The following is a 16,194-nucleotide window of genomic DNA, read 5'->3' as shown; positions in this document are numbered from 1 at the left end:
GAACGCGCGGCGGGGGATCGGCGAAGCACAGGTGACCCTTCACGCTGCGGAAGGCAGGACATGACGAGAGTGAGCCGGACATGGCCGCGGTGACCCGGCCGCGCGGCGCCGTCCCCGCCGGGCCCGGCGCCGGGACCGACGCCGGGACCGACGCCGAGATCATCGGGCGGTCCCGGCGCGAGCCCGAGTGCTTCGCCGCGCTGTTCGACCGCCACTACACCGCGATCCACGGGTACGCGGCGCGCCGGCTCGGGCCGGGGCTCGCCGACGACGTGGCCGCCGAGACGTTCCTCATCGCCTTCGACCGGCGGGGGAGCTACGACCTCTCGCGCGGCGACGCGCGGCCCTGGCTGTACGGGATCGCCTCCAACCTCGTCTCCCGGCACCGCCGGGCCGAGGTCCGCCTGTACCGGGCGCTGGCCCGGACCGGCGCGCACGACGTCGCCGAGGGCCACGCCGACCGGGTCGCCGGGCGGCTGGACGCGCAGGCCGCGCGCGGCCCGCTGGCGGCGGCGCTGGCCGAGCTGCCGGACGGCGACCGGGACGTGCTGCTCCTGGTCGCCTGGGCGCAGCTCGGCGTGCAGGAGGCGGGCGAGGCGCTCGGCGTCCCCGCCGGGACGGCGCGGTCGCGGCTGCACCGGGCCCGCACGAGGATCCGGGCCGCGCTGGGCGGGTCCGACCCCACGACCCTCAGAGAGGACCTCGACCGATGAGCGACCTGAACGGTCTGAACGACCTGGACGTCCTGCGCGACGCGTGGGGCTCGCCCGAGCCGCCCCCGGCCGCCGCCCGCGCCGCGGCCCGCGCCGCCCTGCTGGACCGCGCGTCCGCCGCGTCCGCCGCCGAGGGGAGCCCGGCGACCGTGCCCGTCCGTCCCGTCCCGGATGCCGGCTCCGAGCCCGTCACCGGCCCGGCCGGGGAGAGGCGGCGGCGGTTCCGGCTGCCCCGTCTCGGCGTGCGCGTCGCCGCCGTCGGGGCGCTCGCCGCGGCCATCGCCATCGGCGTGACCGTCGTGCAGTCCTCGGGCGGCACCGACGAGCACGGACGGCCCCGCCCGGTGGTGCCCGGCGTCCCGGCCGCGCCGGTGGCCAACGCGTCCGAGGCCCTCGAACGGGCCGCCCACGCGGCGGAGGCCCGCCCGTTCATCCCGCCGAGGCCCGACCAGTGGATCTACACCGAGGCCAGGACGCGCACAGGGAAGAGGCCGAACGGCTCGCTCTACAAGGACCCGAAGAAGACCGTGCTGGTCCGCTCCTGGCATCGCGCCGACGGCAAGGCGACCGCCTCCTACGAGGGCGGGAAGCTCGTCCTGTCCGGGACGATGCCGACGACGCCGCCCTCGGATTACGCCTCGCTGGCCGCGCTGCCCACCGAGCCGGACGCGCTGCTGAAGTGGCTCTACAAGGAGATGGGCGGGCTCGGCGACAGCCCGGAGGGCCGCTACGCGACCGCCTACTCCATGCTCGGCGCGATCCTGCGGGACAACGTGCTCCCGCCGGCGCGCGAGGCGGCGGTGTTCCGGACGATCAAGCGGATCCCCGGCGTGGCGCTGGTCCCCGGGCGAGTGGACGCGGCGGGGCGCCCGGCGCTCGGGCTCGGCCGCGTCGCCGAGGGCTGGCTGCACGAGGAACTGCTGCTGGACCCCGTCACCTACGCCTACCTCGGTGAGCGGTCCGTCGCACTCAAGAACCACACCAGCCGCGGCGACGACGGCAGCGTGTCGGTGAGGAAGGGCGAGTTGCAGAACCTCACCGTCCGCACCAAGGCGGGCATCGTCGACAAGGCGGGCCAGCTGCCCTGACAGGTGACGCGCTCCGGACCGGCGGAGCGAGGGAGCGGCCGGGCCCGTCCCGGCCGCTTCCTCGTGCGTCCGGGGACCTGTGGGCGGTCAGAAGTCGGTGAGGAGGCGGGCGGCGGAGATCTCCAGCCGGGCCTGGATCTCCTCGGCGCTCGCGTGGCCGCGCAGCATCTCGATCATCTCCATCGTCCAAACGCTGGTCAGCGCCCTGGCCACGGTGCGGCGCGGGTCGCCCGCGGGGACGTCGCCGGCGGGCCCGACCGCGGCGCGCAGCAGCAGCCCGGTCATCCGGTCGCCGAAGTCGGTCTTGACGTCCGACAGCAGCAGCGACCGGATCAGCGCCTCGGCCAGCTCGGGCTCGCGCATCAGCCCGCGCGTGGCGCGCATCAGCACCTCGACCGCCCGCTGCGGTGAGGCGCCCGCGCGCGGCGGGCGGCGCTCGATGCTGTTCTCCAGCAGGTCGAGCTCCTCGCTGACCACGGCGACGACCAGGTCCATCTTCGAGGGGAAGTACCGGTAGAGGGTGCCGAGCGCCACCCCGGCCCGCTCGGCGACGGTGCGCATCTGCATCGCCTCGACGCCGCCCCGCGACGCCAGCGCGGCGGCCGCCTGGACGATGCGCCTGCGCCGCTGGTGCTGGCTGCGGGAGCGCGCGCTCTGACCGGGGGTCTCGTCCTCGGTCACTGTCGGCTCTGCGGTCACGGTCGTCATCCCCCCATGGACGGGCGCCGCCGCCCGCCTCGCTCATCTGGCTGCGCCCCCAGGGTACAGCCCGCGCGAGAACGTGTTATCTGATCGCCCGATGCCGGTCCCGGCGCCGCCGCCGGAGTTTCGGCCTTCTCGCCCTGACATACGAGGCGAATCCGGGTGCGAACTCCGCTGATCACGGCCCTGGACACGAACTAGAATCTGTTCTAGTTTTTCGCCGTGGGGATCCGAAGCCGGTCCGGCCGGGAGGTGGGCCCTGTGAGCGTAGCGGGGTCGCGCGTCCGCCTGCGTCTGATCGAAGGGAGCGGATGAGTGGACTTCAACCTCGACGAGACCCAGCGGGAGCTCAAGGGGCTCGCCGCCGGGCTGCTCGCGCGCGAGGCCGCGCGGGAGCGCCTGGAGGCGTTCGAGGGCGGCGGCGCGGCCTACGACGGCGCCACCTGGAAGGCCCTGGCGCGGTCCGGGCTGCTCGGGGCGGTGCTGCCCGAGGAGGCGGGCGGCGCGGGACTCGGCCCGGTCGAGCTGGCGGTGATCCTGCGGGAGGCCGGCGCGCATGTCGCGCCCGTCCCGCTGCACGCGTCGCTGGCGCTGGCGGCCGTCCCCATCGGACGGCACGGCACCGCCGGCCAGCGCGCGCTGCTGGGGCCGCTGACCGAGGGCGAGACCGTCCTGACCGGCGCCTACCGCGAGGTCGGACCGGCCGGGGAGATCGCCGCGACCGCCCGCCCGGACGGGGACGGCCACATCCTGGACGGGGTGAAGACGTTCGTCCCGTACGCGCGGGAGGCGTCCGCGATCCTCGTCCCGGCCCGGGTGGAGGGCGCCGGGACCGGGGTCTTCCTCGTCGAGCCCGGCGCGGTGGCTATCACGCCGCAGCCGTCCGCGACCACCGAGCCGCTGTCGCGGATCGCGCTCGACGGCGTCCGGGTCGGCCCGGACGCGCTGCTCGGCGGCGCCGCGGACGGCGCCGCCTGGGACACCCTGCGCCGCTCGGCCGTCGCGGGCGCCGTCGCCCTGTCGTCCGGCGTCATCGAGGGCGCGCTGGAGCTGACCACCGAGTACGTCAAGACGCGCGAGCAGTTCGGGCGGGCCCTCGCGCAGTTCCAGGCCGTCACGATGCAGATCGGCGACGTCTACATCGCCAAGCGCGCGCTGGACGTGGCGGTCTGGGCGGGCGTGTGGCGCCTCGCCGAGGGCGCGGACGACGTCGACGAGGTCCTCACCATCGCCGCTTACAACGCCTGCGGCCCCGTCGTGGAGGCCCTGTACACCTGCCAGCACCTGCACGGCGGCATCGGCCTGGACGTCACCTACCCGCTGCACCGCTACTTCGCCTGGGCCAAGCACTGCGGGCACCTGCTCGGCGGTGCGGAAGACCGGCTCGACGCCCTCGGCGCCCTCGTCGCACAGGAGACCTGATGTTCATCGACCTGACCGGCGAGCAGAAGAAGCTCCGCATCGAACTGCGCGAGTACTTCCAGGGCTGCCTGGACGCCGGGCAGCGGGCCGCCATCGCGGACGACCCGTTCGGCACGTCCTACATGGAGCACTGCAAGCGGCTCGGCCGCGACGGGATGCTCGGCGTCGCGCTGCCCAAGGAGTACGGCGGCCGCGGCTACGGCCCGATGGAGCAGCAGATCTTCGCCAACGAGATCGCCCGCGCCGAGGTCCCCTACCCCATCATCACGCTGAACTCCGTCGCGCCGACGATCCTGCAGTACGGGACGGACGCGCAGAAGGAGCGCTTCCTGCCGAAGATCCTCGCGGGCGAGTGCCACTTCGCGATCGGCTACAGCGAGCCCGGCGCGGGCACCGACCTCGCGTCCCTGCGCACCACCGCGGTCAAGGACGGCGACCACTACGTGGTGAACGGCCAGAAGATCTTCACCTCGGGTGCGCACTACTCCGACCACATCTGGCTCGCCGCCCGCACCGACCCGTCCGCCAGGAAGCACAAGGGCATCTCGATGCTCATCGTCGACTGCGCCGACCCGGGCTTCTCCTGGACGCCGATCATGACGATGGACGGCCGCCACCACACCAACTCCACCTACTACCAGGACGTCCGCGTCCCGGCGGACATGCTGATCGGCGAGGAGAACAAGGGCTGGGACCTCATCGTCAACCAGCTCAACCACGAGCGGGTCACGCTCGGCCCGGCCGGCAACATCGGCCACACCTACGACCGGTTCGAGCGCTGGGCCCGCACCGCCGCCGGACGGGACGGGCGCCCGCTGATCGGCGAGCCCGCCGTCCGCCGCGCCGTCGCCCGGGTCTACGCCTACCTGCGCGTCAACGAGTTCCTCAACTGGCAGGTCGCGGCGAACCAGGACCTCGGCTGGCTCGGCGCCGCCGACGCCTCCGCCACCAAGATCTACGGCTCGGAGCGGATGCAGGACGTGGGCCGGATCGTCGGCGACGTCCTCGCCCGCTACGGCGACCCCGGCGACCCGGCGACCGCCGAGTTCATCGAGGTCCTCGACCACGGCGTGAAGGGCGCGGTGGTGCTGACCTTCGGCGGCGGCGTCAACGAGATCCAGCGCGAGCTGATCGCGATGATCGGCCTCGGCCTGCCCCGCGCCCCGCGCTGACCGGCCCCGCGCCGAGCGGCCCCGCGCCGAGAACGAGAGGACCCCCGTGCACGACGAACTGACCGCGCTCGCCGGACGGCTGGCCGCCGACGGCGAGCAGCCCGCGCCGCCCTGCCCGGACCCGGTGAACGCCGCCATGATCCGCAACTGGACGCAGGCGCTCGGCGACACCGGGACCTGGGACGGCGTCGCGCCGCCCGCCATGATCCAGGTGTGGTCGATGCCCGGCCTCGCCGCGGGCCGGGCGCGGGGCGCGGCGGACGAGCCGCTGCGGCTGCTCGACGACTCCGGCTACACCGGCGTCGTCGCCACCAACTGCGAGCAGACCTACGACCGGTACGTGAAGGTCGGCGAGCGGCTGCGCTCGACCATGCGGTTCGGCGGCGTCGCGGGCCCGAAGAAGACCGCGATGGGCGAGGGCTACTTCGTCACCTGGTACCAGACCTGGTACGACAAGAGCGATCGGCGCGTCGCGGAGATGCTGTTCCGCGTCCTGAAGTTCAAGCCGGTCAAGCGGCCGAGGATGCCGGCGGCCAAGGGCGGCGCGTACCCGCTGCGGCCCGCGGTCGGCGCCGACACCGCGTTCTTCTGGGACGGCGTGAACGCCGGCGAGCTGCGCGTCCAGCGCTGCGCCGACTGCGGGACGCTCCGCCATCCGCCCGGCCCGATGTGCCCGTCCTGCAACTCCGTCCGCCGCGACCACGTGGTCGCGAGCGGGCGCGGCGAGGTCCACAGCTACGTCGTGCACCACCACCCGCCCGTCCCCGGCCGGACGCCGCCGTACGTGGTCGCGGTCGTCGAGCTGGAGGAGGGTGTCCGGATCGTCGGGAACGTCAACGGCTGCCCGCCCGAGGACGTGAGGATCGGCATGCCCGTCCGGCTGACGTTCGAGCGCATGGACGACGAGCTGACCCTCCCGCAGTGGACCCCGGCAGACGCGCCGTCCCCGGAAGAGCCCCCCGAGGAGCCGGGGGAGCCGGAGGGGGCGCTGCGCGTCGAGCTGACCCCGACGTTCGTCATCGCGACGGCGCTCGCCACGCGCGACTTCACTCCCGTCCACCACGATCCGGGACTCGCCCGCGCGCAGGGGTCCAAGGACATCTTCATCAACATCCTGACGAGCATCGGCCTCGTCCAGCGGTACGTCCTGGAGACCGTGCCGGGCGCCGAGCTGGCGAGCATCAGGCTCCGTCTCGGCGCGCCCGCCTACGCGGGCGACACCCTCGCCCTCACCGGCGAGCGCCTGGACGACCGCACGCTCGAAGTGCGCGGCACGGTCAGCCTCGGCGACCACGTCACCGCGACCGTCCGGCTGAGCACTGCCCCAGGAAGTAGGGACCGATGAGCCTGTCGGGTAAGGCCGCGATCGTCGGCATCGGCGCGACCGAGTTCTCCAAGGAGTCGGGACGCTCCGAACTCCGGCTCGCCGCCGAAGCCTGCCTGGCGGCCATCCGGGACGCCGGGCTGGAGCCCGCCGACGTGGACGGTCTCGCCACCTACACCGCCGACGCCAATGCGGAGATCGCCGTCCAGCGCGAGCTGGGGATCCCGGCCCTGCGGTTCTTCTCCCGCGTCGACTACGGCGGCGGCGCGGCCTGCGGGACGGTCGCGCACGCCGCGATGGCCGTCGCCACCGGCCAGGCGGACGCGGTCGTCTGCTATCGCGCGTTCAACGAGCGCTCCGGGCACCGGTTCGGCCAGGCCACCCACCCGGGCCGCGTCGACTCGACCGGCCTGGAGTTCTCCTGGCACCTGCCCTACGGCTTCGCCACCCCGGCGGCGTGGGTCGCGATGCAGGCCCGCCGCTACATGCACGAGTACGGCGCGACCAGCGAGGACTTCGGCCGTGTCGCGGTCGCGATGCGGCGCCACGCCGCGACCAACCCCAAGGCGTGGTTCCACGGGCGGCCCATCACGCTGGAGGAGCACCAGGCGTCCCGCTGGATCGTGGACCCGCTGCACCTGCTGGACTGCTGCCAGGAGTCCGACGGCGGCGTCGCGCTCGTCGTGACGTCCGCCGAACGCGCCCGCGACCTCCCGCACCCGCCCGCCGTGATCAGCGCGGCCGCGCAGGGCACCGGTCCCGGCCAGATGATGATGTTCGGCTACTACACCGGCGACCTCGCCGCGCTGCCCGCCATGGGCACCGTCGGCGGCACGCTCTGGCGGCAGTCGGGCCTCACCCCCGCCGACGTCCAGACCGCCATCCTCTACGACCATTTCACCCCGTTCGTCCTGGTTCAGCTGGAGGAGCTGGGCTTCTGTGGACGCGGCGAGGCCAGGGACTACATCAGGGACGGCGGCATCGAACTCGGCGGCAGGCTCCCGCTCAACCCCCACGGGGGTCAGCTGGGCGAGGCGTACATCCACGGCATGAACGGCATCGCCGAGGCCGTCCGGCAGGTCCGGCGCACCTCGGTCAACCAGGTGCCGGACGTGGAGAACGTCCTGGTCACCGCCGGCACCGGCGTCCCCACGAGCGGCCTGATGCTCAGTCGGGCCGGCTAGGTCGCGGCCTGGCCCTGGGGCTCGGCCATCCAGACGTCGAACCTGTAGTTCCACGGGCGGCCGGGGGGTGCGGTGAGGCTGTGGGGGTCCTGCCGGAACCGCAGGGCGACCACCTGGACGGCGGGGCCGTAGGCGGCGACGTCCGACGGCTTGCCCCCGATGACCAGCGGCCGCCGCCCGGCCCGCTGGATCTTCGACATGACGCGCCGGACGTCGTCCGGCGCCGCACCGGGCGCCATCCTGGCCGCGGGGCGCCCGCACGTGCCCCGGACGATCTGGCTGAGGCTCTTGCCGGTGTTCTCTTCGACGAAAATGACGGTGCGGTTCCCGCCGATCCGGTCGCAGAGCCGGTCCACGGCCCCCACCGATCCCCGCTCGGTGGGGGAGACGGCCAGCGGGGCCGCCACCGCGAGGCTCGGGGCCACGACCAGCACCAGGGCGGTCACCGACGCCCGGCGGAGGAACACCTCGTCCCGGCCGCGCCGGCGCAGCCGCCGGACGGCCCAGGCCCCGCCCCACAGCGCCAGGAGCAGCAGGCCGGGGAGCACGACGGGCAGCAGGCGGCGCGACGCCCACGGCTGGTCGGGGGTGATGCCCGGCCGCCACAGCGTCGTCGCCGTCGTCCACGCGATCATCGCGAAGGGCAGGGTCCATTCCCGGTCCCGGCCGCGCAGCAGGCGGCGGAGCAGCAGCGCGGCGGCGAGGACGGCGGCCAGCAGCGCCGGGATCCCGATGTACCACGCGACCCAGTGCAGCGAGTTCTCGTAGTACTGCCGCGTGCCGTTCACCGGCAGGCCCGAGAGCCTCTGGAGATACTCGATGTAGGTGGCGGTGGCCTTGTCCTCCTCGGTCCCGGGCACCCGCTCGACCTGCTGGAGGTACGGGCGCACGGCGAGCCCGGTCGAGACGAGCAGCACCAGTCCCGCCGCCGCCTCCGGCCAGGGGCGCCGCGACAGCCGTCCGGCCAGGCTCCGCGCCCGCCGCTCGACGCCCCGGCTCCGCAGGACGAGCACGAGCACGGTGGTCAGGGCCAGCACGCCCGCCGTGATGACCAGCAGCGGCTCCAGCGAGGCGCGGATGTAGGACAGGTAGGGGCGGGACAGGGAGAAGCCCGCCGCCAGCCCCGCGCCGGCCCCGAGGCCCAGCCCGACGAGCAGGGGGACGCCGAGCCGGCGCGAGCCGGGACCGGGGAGGGGTGCGCCGGCCGCCGCCAGGAGACCGGCGAAGACGACCACGGGCAGCACGTCCCGGAGCCCGTCGATGCGCACGAGCACGGTCGTGCCCAGTGCCGCGCCCGCCAGGAAGGCCCTGACACGCGCGGCGCGTCCCTCGCTCCGGTAGGCGTCGTGCAGGAGGGCGAGCCCGCCGGTCAGGAGCACCAGCGCCGGTATCTCGCTGTAGGCCGACCGCGACGCCCACATCATGGGAAGGGTGCACGCCAGCAGCAGCGCCCCGGCCGGTGCCCAGCGCGGGCCGACGAACCGCGCGACGAGACCTCCGAAGGACAGCACGGCGCAGGCGCCCAGGATCGGCGTGACGACGAGCATCCCCGGGATGCCGCCGATCCAGCCCCCGGCGGTCAGCAGCAGGGGGAGCCCGACCATGAACTGCGGAACAATGGCGCCGTCGTAGGCGAAGAAGCCGGGGCTGGCGAAATCCAGGGCTGGATCCCCGCCTCCGAAAGCGGCGAGGTCGCGCGGGATCGGCAGCGTTCCGTGGCCTTTCAGCCAGCCGGCGAACTGGATGTAGGCGGCGGGATCCCGGCGGACGATGATCTGCTCGGAGCACATGAGCAGCTGGAGGGCCAGGAACGCCACGGCGACCGCCGCGACGCCGGCCGGTGACCACCACGGGACGGCGACCCGCGGTGCCGTGCCCGTCCCTTTCACCGGACGATCATTCCGCCGGTGCCGGATTCCCCAGGTCACCGCCCCGCCGACGAGGGCGGCGAACAACCCGATCGCGGGTACCGGACGCAATTGCCCGGCGAGGAGAAGGGGCAGGGCCGCGGCCGACCAGAACACAATCAAGATCGCCGGCGCGACGCTCAGGTCGGCCAGTATCCGTCCGGCGCTCACGCCCGCTCCTCGATACCCCATCGAGCCTGGAGCCTAGCGGTTCGGCCGAGCCGGACGTGCGCGCCCCTCGGTATCCTGCCTGGTCGAGACGGTAAGGCCGGGGCGGTGGCGGGAACGGCGGCGGGAACGGCGGCATTTCCCTCGATCGAGCCGATCGCCGGCTTTCCATGATGTTGAATTGATCAGGAGATCGGCGGGTGGGCCTCGCCCTTTCCCGGCCGGGCGACGTTCACGGTTCCGTGCTGCGAATCGGATGCGGAGTGTGACGCTTCTTGACTGTGTGTAATCGCTCGGTGAGGAGGTAATTCGATCTCGGGTACCCTCGTCCGGATTTCGTCGACGGCTGGAAAACGGAGGAAGCCGCGTGGACCAGCGGGAGAAGCCGGTCCTGGGGGAAGACGTGCCCTCCGGGGAAGGAGCGGCGGCCGGACGGCCGTCCCCCTTGGCGCACAGGCTCCCGTACCTGTTCGCCGCCGCCCTCGCCGTCATCTACATGGCCGATTCCCTGGTCCGGCACGCGCACATGCGCAGCACCGGCTACGACCTCGGCATCTTCGAGCAGGCCATCCGGGCGTACTCGCGGTTCGAGGCGCCCGTGGTGCCGCTCAAGGGACCCGGCTTCAACCTGCTGGGCGACCACTTCCATCCATGGCTCGCGGCGCTCGGACCGCTCTACCGGCTCTGGCCCGACGCGCGCCTCCTGCTGGTCGTCCAGGCGCTGCTGATCGCCGTCTCGGTCGTCCCGATCGGCCGGGTCGCGCTGGAGCGGCTCGGGATCCGCGACGGCATCGCGGTGATGGCGGCCTACGGCCTGTCCTGGGGCATCCAGGGAGCGGTGTCCTTCGACTTCCATGAGATCGCCCTGGCCGTCCCGCTGCTCGCCTTCGCCATGGTGGCGCTCCTGGAGGAGCGCTGGAACGCGGCGGCGTACTGGACGCTCCCCGTCCTCCTGGTCAAGGAGGACATGGGGCTGACGGTGGCCGCCGTCGGCGGCTACCTCCTGCTCAAGCGGCGATGGCGGATCGGCGCGGCGCTGGTGGCCGCCGGAGTGGGCGCCATCGCGCTGGTCACGCTCGTGATCATTCCGCTTCTCTCGCCGACCGGCGACTACGCCTACTGGGGCAGCGTGTCCGGCGGCGGCACCCAGCACGGCTCTCCGGACGGGAACGGCGGCAGCCTCCTCGCGTCGCTGGCCGGCCTTCCCGCCAGCATGGTCGAGCATCCGCAGAAGACGGTCTTCCTGCTGACGATCGGGCTGACCACCGCGCTCGCCGCGCTGCGCTCGCCGATCCTGCTGGTCGCCCTTCCGGTGGTCGGCTACCGCGTCGTGTCGTCCATGCCGCTGTACTGGAGCACCGGCAGGGTGCACTACAACGCGGTCCTCATGCCGATCGTGTTCGTCGCCCTGGTGGGCGCGGTCGTCGCGATGCGGGCCAGCCCCCGGCGCCCGGTCCGGTGGTACGCGCGCGCGGCCGTGCCGCTGTCGCTCGTGATCGGGCTGGCGACTCTGCCGCGGTATGAGTTCGCGGAGCTGGTGAAGCCGGGCTTCTACGGCGGGAACCCGCACCTCACCGCGGCCCGGGGGCTCGTCGGGATGGTCCCGGACGACGCGCGGGTGGCGGCGACCAACTTCCTGGTGCCCCAGCTCACCGGGCGCTGCGAGGTGGTGCTGTTCCCCAACGTCGAGCGGATGCCCGTCGACTGGGTCCTCGTCGACACCAAGCGCCCGTCCGTCGTCCCGGTCCCGATCGACCAGATCCCGGGGGCGGTGGCGGCCCTGCCGCGAGAGGGCTTCCAGAAGGTGGCCGAGCGCGACGGCGTGATGCTCTGGCGCAAGCGGACGTAGGTCAGCCGGAGTCGGGCTCCGGGGCGCGCTGCGGGGGGATGTTGAGACCGCTCTCCAGGATGGCGAACGCCTTGTCGATCGTCTCCGAGAGCGAGCCGAAGGCGGGCTCGTGCCGGCGCGCGGCGTCGGCGGCGGCCTGGAAGCCGCAGGTCGCGGCGGCGGCGATCACGTGCGGGTGCAGGTCGGTCGCGGGGTCCATGCCCATCCGCTGGGCGATGATCTGGGTCAGCAGCAGCTGCTTCTTCTGCGCGTGCTCCAGGCTGCCCGCCATCAGGGTCGGGCTGTCGGCCATCATGCTGAGCAGGCACTGGAAGCGCTCGGGCTTGAAGCCGAGTTCGCCGCGCTCGCAGGCGCGGGCGATCTCCACCACGGTGTGGCGGAGCGCCGTCATGATCGGTTCATCGGCGGGGCGCTCGCCCAGCGCCGCCATGACGGCCCGGGTCTGCTCCTCCTGGAAGGTGAGCGCGACGTCCTCTTTCGAGGCGAAGTAGCGGAAGAAGGTCCGGGACGAGACGTCCACGGCGTCGGCGATCTCCTCGACGGTGGTCGCGTCGAACCCCTTCTCGGCGAAGAGGGTGAAGGCGGCGTTGACGAGTGCTTCCCGGGTCCGCTGCTTCTTGCGTTCGCGCCTGCCCGGGGGCTGGGGTGCGGGACCCGCGGGATGGGCCTCGGGGACGGTCGCGGTCATGTGCGAAGTGTAACGACCCAGGGACCCGGGGCCAACCGCCGATCCCCGCTTTTTGTCGTGACATGAATCATGTCGTGGAATGACGTGGGGCGTTTGACGACAACTGTCGCTCTATGACACTTTAGAGCCTTCCATGATGTCGAGCCGACCCTCGTACGGAGGCCGAAGATGACTCAGTCGCAGGGCGCCGAGGTGCTCCACCCGGGCGCAGCCGAAGCGGCCGCACCGCCCGGCCGTACCCGGAGATCCGGTCACGGGCACCCCTGGCTCACCCTCGTCGCCGTCGCGCTCGGCGTGATGATGGTCGGCCTGGACGCCACCGTCGTCTCCATCGCCAACCCCGCCATCGCCAAGGACCTCGGGGCCGACCTGTCCGGCCTCCAGTGGGTCACCAACGCCTACCTGCTCGCGCTCGCCGTCACGCTGATCCCCGCGGGGAAGATCGCCGACCGGTTCGGGCGCAAGCGCACGTTCCTGGCCGGGGTGATCGGCTTCGCGGCCGCCTCGGTGCTGATCGGGATGTCCGGCGGCCTCGGGATGGTCATCTTCTGGCGCGTCGTGCAGGGGTTCGCGGGGGCGCTCCTGCAGCCCGCCAGCCTGGCCATCCTGCGCAACACGTTCCCGCCCGACAAGCTCAACGCCGCGATCGGCATCTGGGGCTCCACGGTCGGCATCTCCATCGCGGGCGGCCCGATCGTCGGCGGCCTGCTGGTGGAGCACGTCAACTGGGAGTCGGTGTTCTTCCTGAACGCCCCGCTCGGCCTGCTCGCGCTCGCCGTCGGATTCTGGGTGATCCGCGAGTCGAAGGACGAGGGCGCGAAGGGCTCGTTCGACCTGCCCGGCGTCGCGCTGCTGACCGGCGCGCTGTTCGGGCTGGTCTGGGGCCTCATCAAGGCCGGCGAGCACGGGTTCGGCGACGCGGTGCCGCTGGTGTCGTTCGCCGCCGCCGCCGTGCTGTTCGCCGCGTTCGTGTGGAACGAGCTGCGCGTCGAGCGCCCGCTGCTACCGCTCGGGCTGTTCCGGTCGGTGTCGCTGTCGGCGGCGACCGGCCTCATCGTCCTCGGCTTCTTCGGGATGTTCGGGACGATCTTCTTCATCACCCTCTACCTGCAGCAGGTGCACGGCATGAGCCCGGTGGGCGCGGGCGTCCGGATGCTGCCGATGACGGCGGTCTTCATCGTCGCCTCGCCGATCGCGGGAGCGCTCACGAACCGCTTCGGGCCGCGCCTGCCGCTGGCCCTCGGGATGGGCTTCACCGCCGCCGCGATGTTCGGGCTGTCGCGCATCGGGGTGGACGCCGCCTACGTCGAGCTCTGGCCGTGGTTCATCCTGGTCGGCCTGGCGTTCGGCATGGTGATCGTCGCCGGGACGGAGGCCATCGTCGGCAACGCGCCCGCCCACCTCGCGGGCGTCGCGGGCGGGCTCCAGCAGACCGCGGCCCAGGTCGGCGGCGTGCTCGGCACCTCGGTGCTCGGCGTGCTGATGTCCACCAAGGTCGGGGACGTGCTGGTCGACCGGCTGACCGGCGCGGGCGTGCCCGGGCCCGCCGCGGAGCAGCTGTCCGGGCAGGGCGGGATCGTCTCGCAGGGCGTCGCGCCCGTCCCGCCGGGGACGCCGGCCCCCGCCGCGCAGGCCATCACCGACGGGAGCCACCTGGCGTTCATGGACGGGTTCCAGACGTCGCTGACCGTCGCCGGGGCCGTCGCCCTCGTGGCGATCCTGGCGGCCCTGCTCGTCCGGCGCGGCACCTCCCCGGTCGAGGGCGCGGCCGTCGCGTGAGACCCGCGGTACGCCGTCCCAAGCAAGGCCGCCCCGGGACGGCGTACCGCGCTTTTCGCGCCCGTGTCCGGCTCGCGGACTACGGCTTGCGGGCCGAGAAGCGGAAGGACCCCTTGCCGAGCGAGATCGCGACGTCGGCGAACCCGGCGGCCTCCAGCCGGGCGGGAAGGGTGTCCGGATCGACGACGACCAGCGTGTCGAAGAGATGGATCAGCCGGAACCCCCTCCTGTCCAGGCCGTCGCTGCCCGCGAACAGCCCGCCGGGCCGCAGCACCCGGCACGCCTCGGCGAACAGCCGGTCCTGCGCCCGCGGCGACGGGACGTGGTGGAGCATCGTGAAGCAGACCGCCCCGCTGAACGCCTCGTCCGGGAACGGCATGGCGGTTCCGTCGCCCTCCACGACCTCGACCGACGTGCCGGCGAGCGTGCGCAGCCGCCCGGCCAGCGCAGGATCGATCTCCAGCGCCGTGAGGTTCGGGACGCGGCGCCGCAGCACGCGTGTCGTGGCGCCGTAGCCGGGCCCGATCTCCAGCACCTCCGGCCCGAGGTCCGCGCCGTCCAGCGCCCACGGCAGCAACTGCCGCTCGACCTGCTTCGCCCACGAGGCGGACCGGCAGCACCATTGGTGGAAGCGATTCATCGGCATGGGACGACGCTAGGGTCGGAACGGGCGTGTCGGAAACGAGGCAGGAGGACGGACGATGTCGCGTTCCGGACAGCAGGACGCCTCGTCCGCGGCGAGCCCGGCGGGCCCCTCATGGTCGGCAGCTTCCCGATGCCGTCCCGGCGGCGCTTCGCGACGCACGAGCATCCCTGGCACCAGCTCGCGTGGGCCGCCGAAGGCGTCCTGCTCGTGGAGACGGGCGAGGGCCTGTGGGTGCTGCCGCCGATCCGGGCCCTGTGGATCCCGGCCGGGGTGCCGCACGCGACGGCGGCGCACGGGTCGGCCGTCATGCGCAGCCCCTACCTGAGGCCCGGCACGTGCCCGCTGGATTGGAGCGCGCCCACGGTCGTCGCCGTCCCGCCGCTGCTGCGGGAGCTGATCGTCCATCTGGCCGCCCCCGGCCTGGCCGAGGACGCGCGGGCCCGCGCCGAGGCCGTCCTGTGCGACCTGGTCGAGCCGGTGGACGCCGTGGCGGTCACGGTGCCGCTGCCGTCCGACGGGCGCGGCAGGCGGGTCGCCGAGGCGCTGCTGGACGACCCCGCCGACCCCCGCACGCTGGAGGCGTGGGGACGCGAGGCCGGTGCGAGCGGCCGGACGCTGGCGCGGATCTTCACCGCCGAGACCGGGATGAGCTTCGGCTCCTGGCGGACCCAGGCGCGGCTGCGGGCGGCGCTCGCCCTCCTGGCGGAGGGCGTCCCGGTGACCGCCGTGGCGCACCGCGTCGGCTACGGCACGCCGAGCGCGTTCGTCGCCGTTTTCCGCCGCTCCTTCGGGGTATCGCCCGCCCGCTACTTCTCCCTCTAGGCTGCCGGTGATGGGCGGTTTTCTCAGGCGGTACTGGATGCCGCTGGTCTTCCTGGGGCTGTTCGGCGCCATGTGGCTCGTGCAGGTGTGCGTCCTGCCGCCGGACGCCCGGCACGCGGTGATCGCGTGGGCCAGCACCAACCTCGCCAACCTCGCGGTCAACCCGGTCGGCACGATGGTCGCGTCGGCGTTCGTCGCCGAGGACGCGCAGGGCGTGCTGCTGGTCGTGGCGGCGATCGGGCTGTTCCCCGTCACCCGCCGGTTCGGCAACCTGCGCGCGGTCGTGCTCGTCGCCGTGTCCCACGTGCTGGGCACGGTGGTCAGCCAGGGCATCGCGCTCGTCCGGCTGGAGCTCGGGCTGCTGTCGGATTCGATCCGGACGGTCCCGGACGTCGGCCCGTCCTACGTGCTGTGCGCCGCGCTCGTCGCCGCGATCCTGTACGGGTCCGGGCGGATGCAGCGGCTGCTTCCGCTCGCGGGCTGGTGCGCCCTCGCGCCGGTGCTGTTCCAGGGGCTGCCGTCCCTGGAGGTCGCCGCGGTCGGGCACGTCGTGGCCATGCTGACCGGCGCCCTGGTCGGCGGCCTGCTGTTGCTGCTTGAGCGGCGCCGCACCGGTGCGGCGGCGCCCGCCGTCCGGGCCTCCGCCGTCCGCGCGGCCGCTTCGGAGAGCTGACCGGCGGACACGGGCGTCAGCCCGGACTCGGCGCGGGGTTGGACGTGGGGCTGGGGC

At 73.5% G+C, this 16,194-nt stretch carries 14 protein-coding genes; 10 read left to right on the top strand and 4 right to left on the bottom strand.

What is annotated here, in order from left to right; genetic code table 11:
* Positions 1-80 precede the first annotated feature (80 nt).
* Together E1298_RS12930 and E1298_RS48050 are read left to right on the top strand one after the other, a co-directional pair.
* Entirely contained in the window at positions 81-713 is a 633-nt protein-coding gene (locus E1298_RS12930; protein WP_131892732.1) for an RNA polymerase sigma factor, read from the top strand.
* Positions 710-1,801, top strand: coding sequence for a CU044_5270 family protein (locus E1298_RS48050; protein ID WP_165975445.1), 1,092 nt, complete (start codon positions 710-712; stop codon positions 1,799-1,801). The genes E1298_RS12930 and E1298_RS48050 overlap by 4 nt, the downstream gene beginning before the upstream one ends.
* A gap of 87 nt (positions 1,802-1,888) precedes the next feature.
* Here E1298_RS48050 and E1298_RS12920 read toward each other — a convergent pair whose 3' ends face one another.
* Positions 1,889-2,509, bottom strand: a complete 621-nt coding sequence (locus E1298_RS12920) for a TetR family transcriptional regulator (RefSeq protein ID WP_131892730.1) — start codon at positions 2,507-2,509, stop codon at positions 1,889-1,891.
* 309 nt (positions 2,510-2,818) lie between these two features.
* Here E1298_RS12920 and E1298_RS12915 point away from each other — a divergent pair, with 309 nt between their 5' ends.
* Genes E1298_RS12915 through E1298_RS12900 form a run of 4 tightly spaced genes read left to right on the top strand, consistent with a single transcriptional unit; the run spans position 2,819 to position 7,605 of the window.
* The gene (locus E1298_RS12915; RefSeq protein WP_131892728.1) at positions 2,819-3,925 is read left to right on the top strand and encodes an acyl-CoA dehydrogenase family protein; all 1,107 of its coding nucleotides are present in this window, start codon (positions 2,819-2,821) and stop codon (positions 3,923-3,925) included.
* On the top strand, positions 3,925-5,097 hold the full coding sequence (locus E1298_RS12910; RefSeq protein ID WP_131892726.1) for an acyl-CoA dehydrogenase family protein: 1,173 nt from the start codon (positions 3,925-3,927) through the stop codon (positions 5,095-5,097). The genes E1298_RS12915 and E1298_RS12910 overlap by 1 nt, the downstream gene beginning before the upstream one ends.
* Positions 5,098-5,143: 46 nt before the next feature.
* Entirely contained in the window at positions 5,144-6,442 is a 1,299-nt protein-coding gene (locus E1298_RS51170) for an OB-fold domain-containing protein (protein ID WP_279498287.1), read from the top strand.
* Entirely contained in the window at positions 6,439-7,605 is a 1,167-nt protein-coding gene (locus E1298_RS12900; protein WP_131892724.1) for a lipid-transfer protein, read from the top strand. Before E1298_RS51170 ends, E1298_RS12900 begins: the two co-directional genes overlap by 4 nt.
* On the opposite strand, the gene E1298_RS12895 is transcribed toward E1298_RS12900, so the two are convergent.
* Positions 7,602-9,683, bottom strand: coding sequence for a hypothetical protein (locus E1298_RS12895; protein ID WP_131892722.1), 2,082 nt, complete (start codon positions 9,681-9,683; stop codon positions 7,602-7,604). The genes E1298_RS12900 and E1298_RS12895 overlap by 4 nt on opposite strands.
* Before the next feature lie 364 nt (positions 9,684-10,047).
* Between E1298_RS12895 and E1298_RS12890 the strand changes: the two genes are divergently transcribed.
* Positions 10,048-11,529 (top strand): DUF2079 domain-containing protein, encoded by a 1,482-nt coding sequence (locus E1298_RS12890; protein ID WP_131892720.1) that lies wholly within the window; start codon positions 10,048-10,050, stop codon positions 11,527-11,529.
* A 1-nt stretch (position 11,530) separates the two neighbouring features.
* On the opposite strand, the gene E1298_RS12885 is transcribed toward E1298_RS12890, so the two are convergent.
* Positions 11,531-12,217: a TetR family transcriptional regulator gene (locus tag E1298_RS12885; RefSeq protein WP_131892718.1), complete on the bottom strand. Its 687-nt coding sequence runs from the start codon at positions 12,215-12,217 to the stop codon at positions 11,531-11,533.
* A 168-nt stretch (positions 12,218-12,385) separates the two neighbouring features.
* Between E1298_RS12885 and E1298_RS12880 the strand changes: the two genes are divergently transcribed.
* On the top strand, positions 12,386-13,996 hold the full coding sequence (locus E1298_RS12880) for an MFS transporter (RefSeq protein ID WP_131892716.1): 1,611 nt from the start codon (positions 12,386-12,388) through the stop codon (positions 13,994-13,996).
* Positions 13,997-14,075: 79 nt separating this feature from the next.
* Here E1298_RS12880 and E1298_RS12875 read toward each other — a convergent pair whose 3' ends face one another.
* Positions 14,076-14,642 (bottom strand): class I SAM-dependent methyltransferase, encoded by a 567-nt coding sequence (locus E1298_RS12875; RefSeq protein ID WP_131892714.1) that lies wholly within the window; start codon positions 14,640-14,642, stop codon positions 14,076-14,078.
* A gap of 111 nt (positions 14,643-14,753) precedes the next feature.
* Here E1298_RS12875 and E1298_RS12870 point away from each other — a divergent pair, with 111 nt between their 5' ends.
* On the top strand, positions 14,754-15,464 hold the full coding sequence (locus tag E1298_RS12870) for an AraC family transcriptional regulator (protein WP_131892713.1): 711 nt from the start codon (positions 14,754-14,756) through the stop codon (positions 15,462-15,464).
* Positions 15,465-15,474: 10 nt separating this feature from the next.
* Positions 15,475-16,137, top strand: a complete 663-nt coding sequence (locus tag E1298_RS12865) for a rhomboid-like protein (RefSeq protein ID WP_131892711.1) — start codon at positions 15,475-15,477, stop codon at positions 16,135-16,137.
* The last annotated feature ends 57 nt before the right edge of the window (positions 16,138-16,194 follow it).

Source organism: Actinomadura rubrisoli (assembly GCF_004349215.1).
Classification (GTDB): Bacteria; Actinomycetota; Actinomycetes; order Streptosporangiales; family Streptosporangiaceae; genus Spirillospora; species Spirillospora rubrisoli.
The sequence above is the reverse complement of the archived record's forward strand: the minus strand, read 5'-3'. Positions and strand labels throughout refer to the sequence as shown.

Bases quoted from the DNA above. Each gene is read 5' to 3' on its own strand.
- E1298_RS12900 (WP_131892724.1), top strand. From the start codon at position 6,439: ATGAGCCTGTCGGGTAAGGCCGCGATCGTCGGCATCGGCGCGACCGAG.
- E1298_RS12920 (WP_131892730.1), bottom strand. From the start codon at position 2,509: ATGACGACCGTGACCGCAGAGCCGACAGTGACCGAGGACGAGACCCCC.
- E1298_RS12865 (WP_131892711.1), top strand. From the start codon at position 15,475: ATGGGCGGTTTTCTCAGGCGGTACTGGATGCCGCTGGTCTTCCTGGGG.
- E1298_RS48050 (WP_165975445.1), top strand. From the start codon at position 710: ATGAGCGACCTGAACGGTCTGAACGACCTGGACGTCCTGCGCGACGCG.
- E1298_RS12880 (WP_131892716.1), top strand. From the start codon at position 12,386: ATGACTCAGTCGCAGGGCGCCGAGGTGCTCCACCCGGGCGCAGCCGAA.
- E1298_RS12930 (WP_131892732.1), top strand. From the start codon at position 81: ATGGCCGCGGTGACCCGGCCGCGCGGCGCCGTCCCCGCCGGGCCCGGC.
- E1298_RS12870 (WP_131892713.1), top strand. From the start codon at position 14,754: ATGGTCGGCAGCTTCCCGATGCCGTCCCGGCGGCGCTTCGCGACGCAC.
- E1298_RS12885 (WP_131892718.1), bottom strand. From the start codon at position 12,217: ATGACCGCGACCGTCCCCGAGGCCCATCCCGCGGGTCCCGCACCCCAG.
- E1298_RS12875 (WP_131892714.1), bottom strand. From the start codon at position 14,642: ATGCCGATGAATCGCTTCCACCAATGGTGCTGCCGGTCCGCCTCGTGG.
- E1298_RS12910 (WP_131892726.1), top strand. From the start codon at position 3,925: ATGTTCATCGACCTGACCGGCGAGCAGAAGAAGCTCCGCATCGAACTG.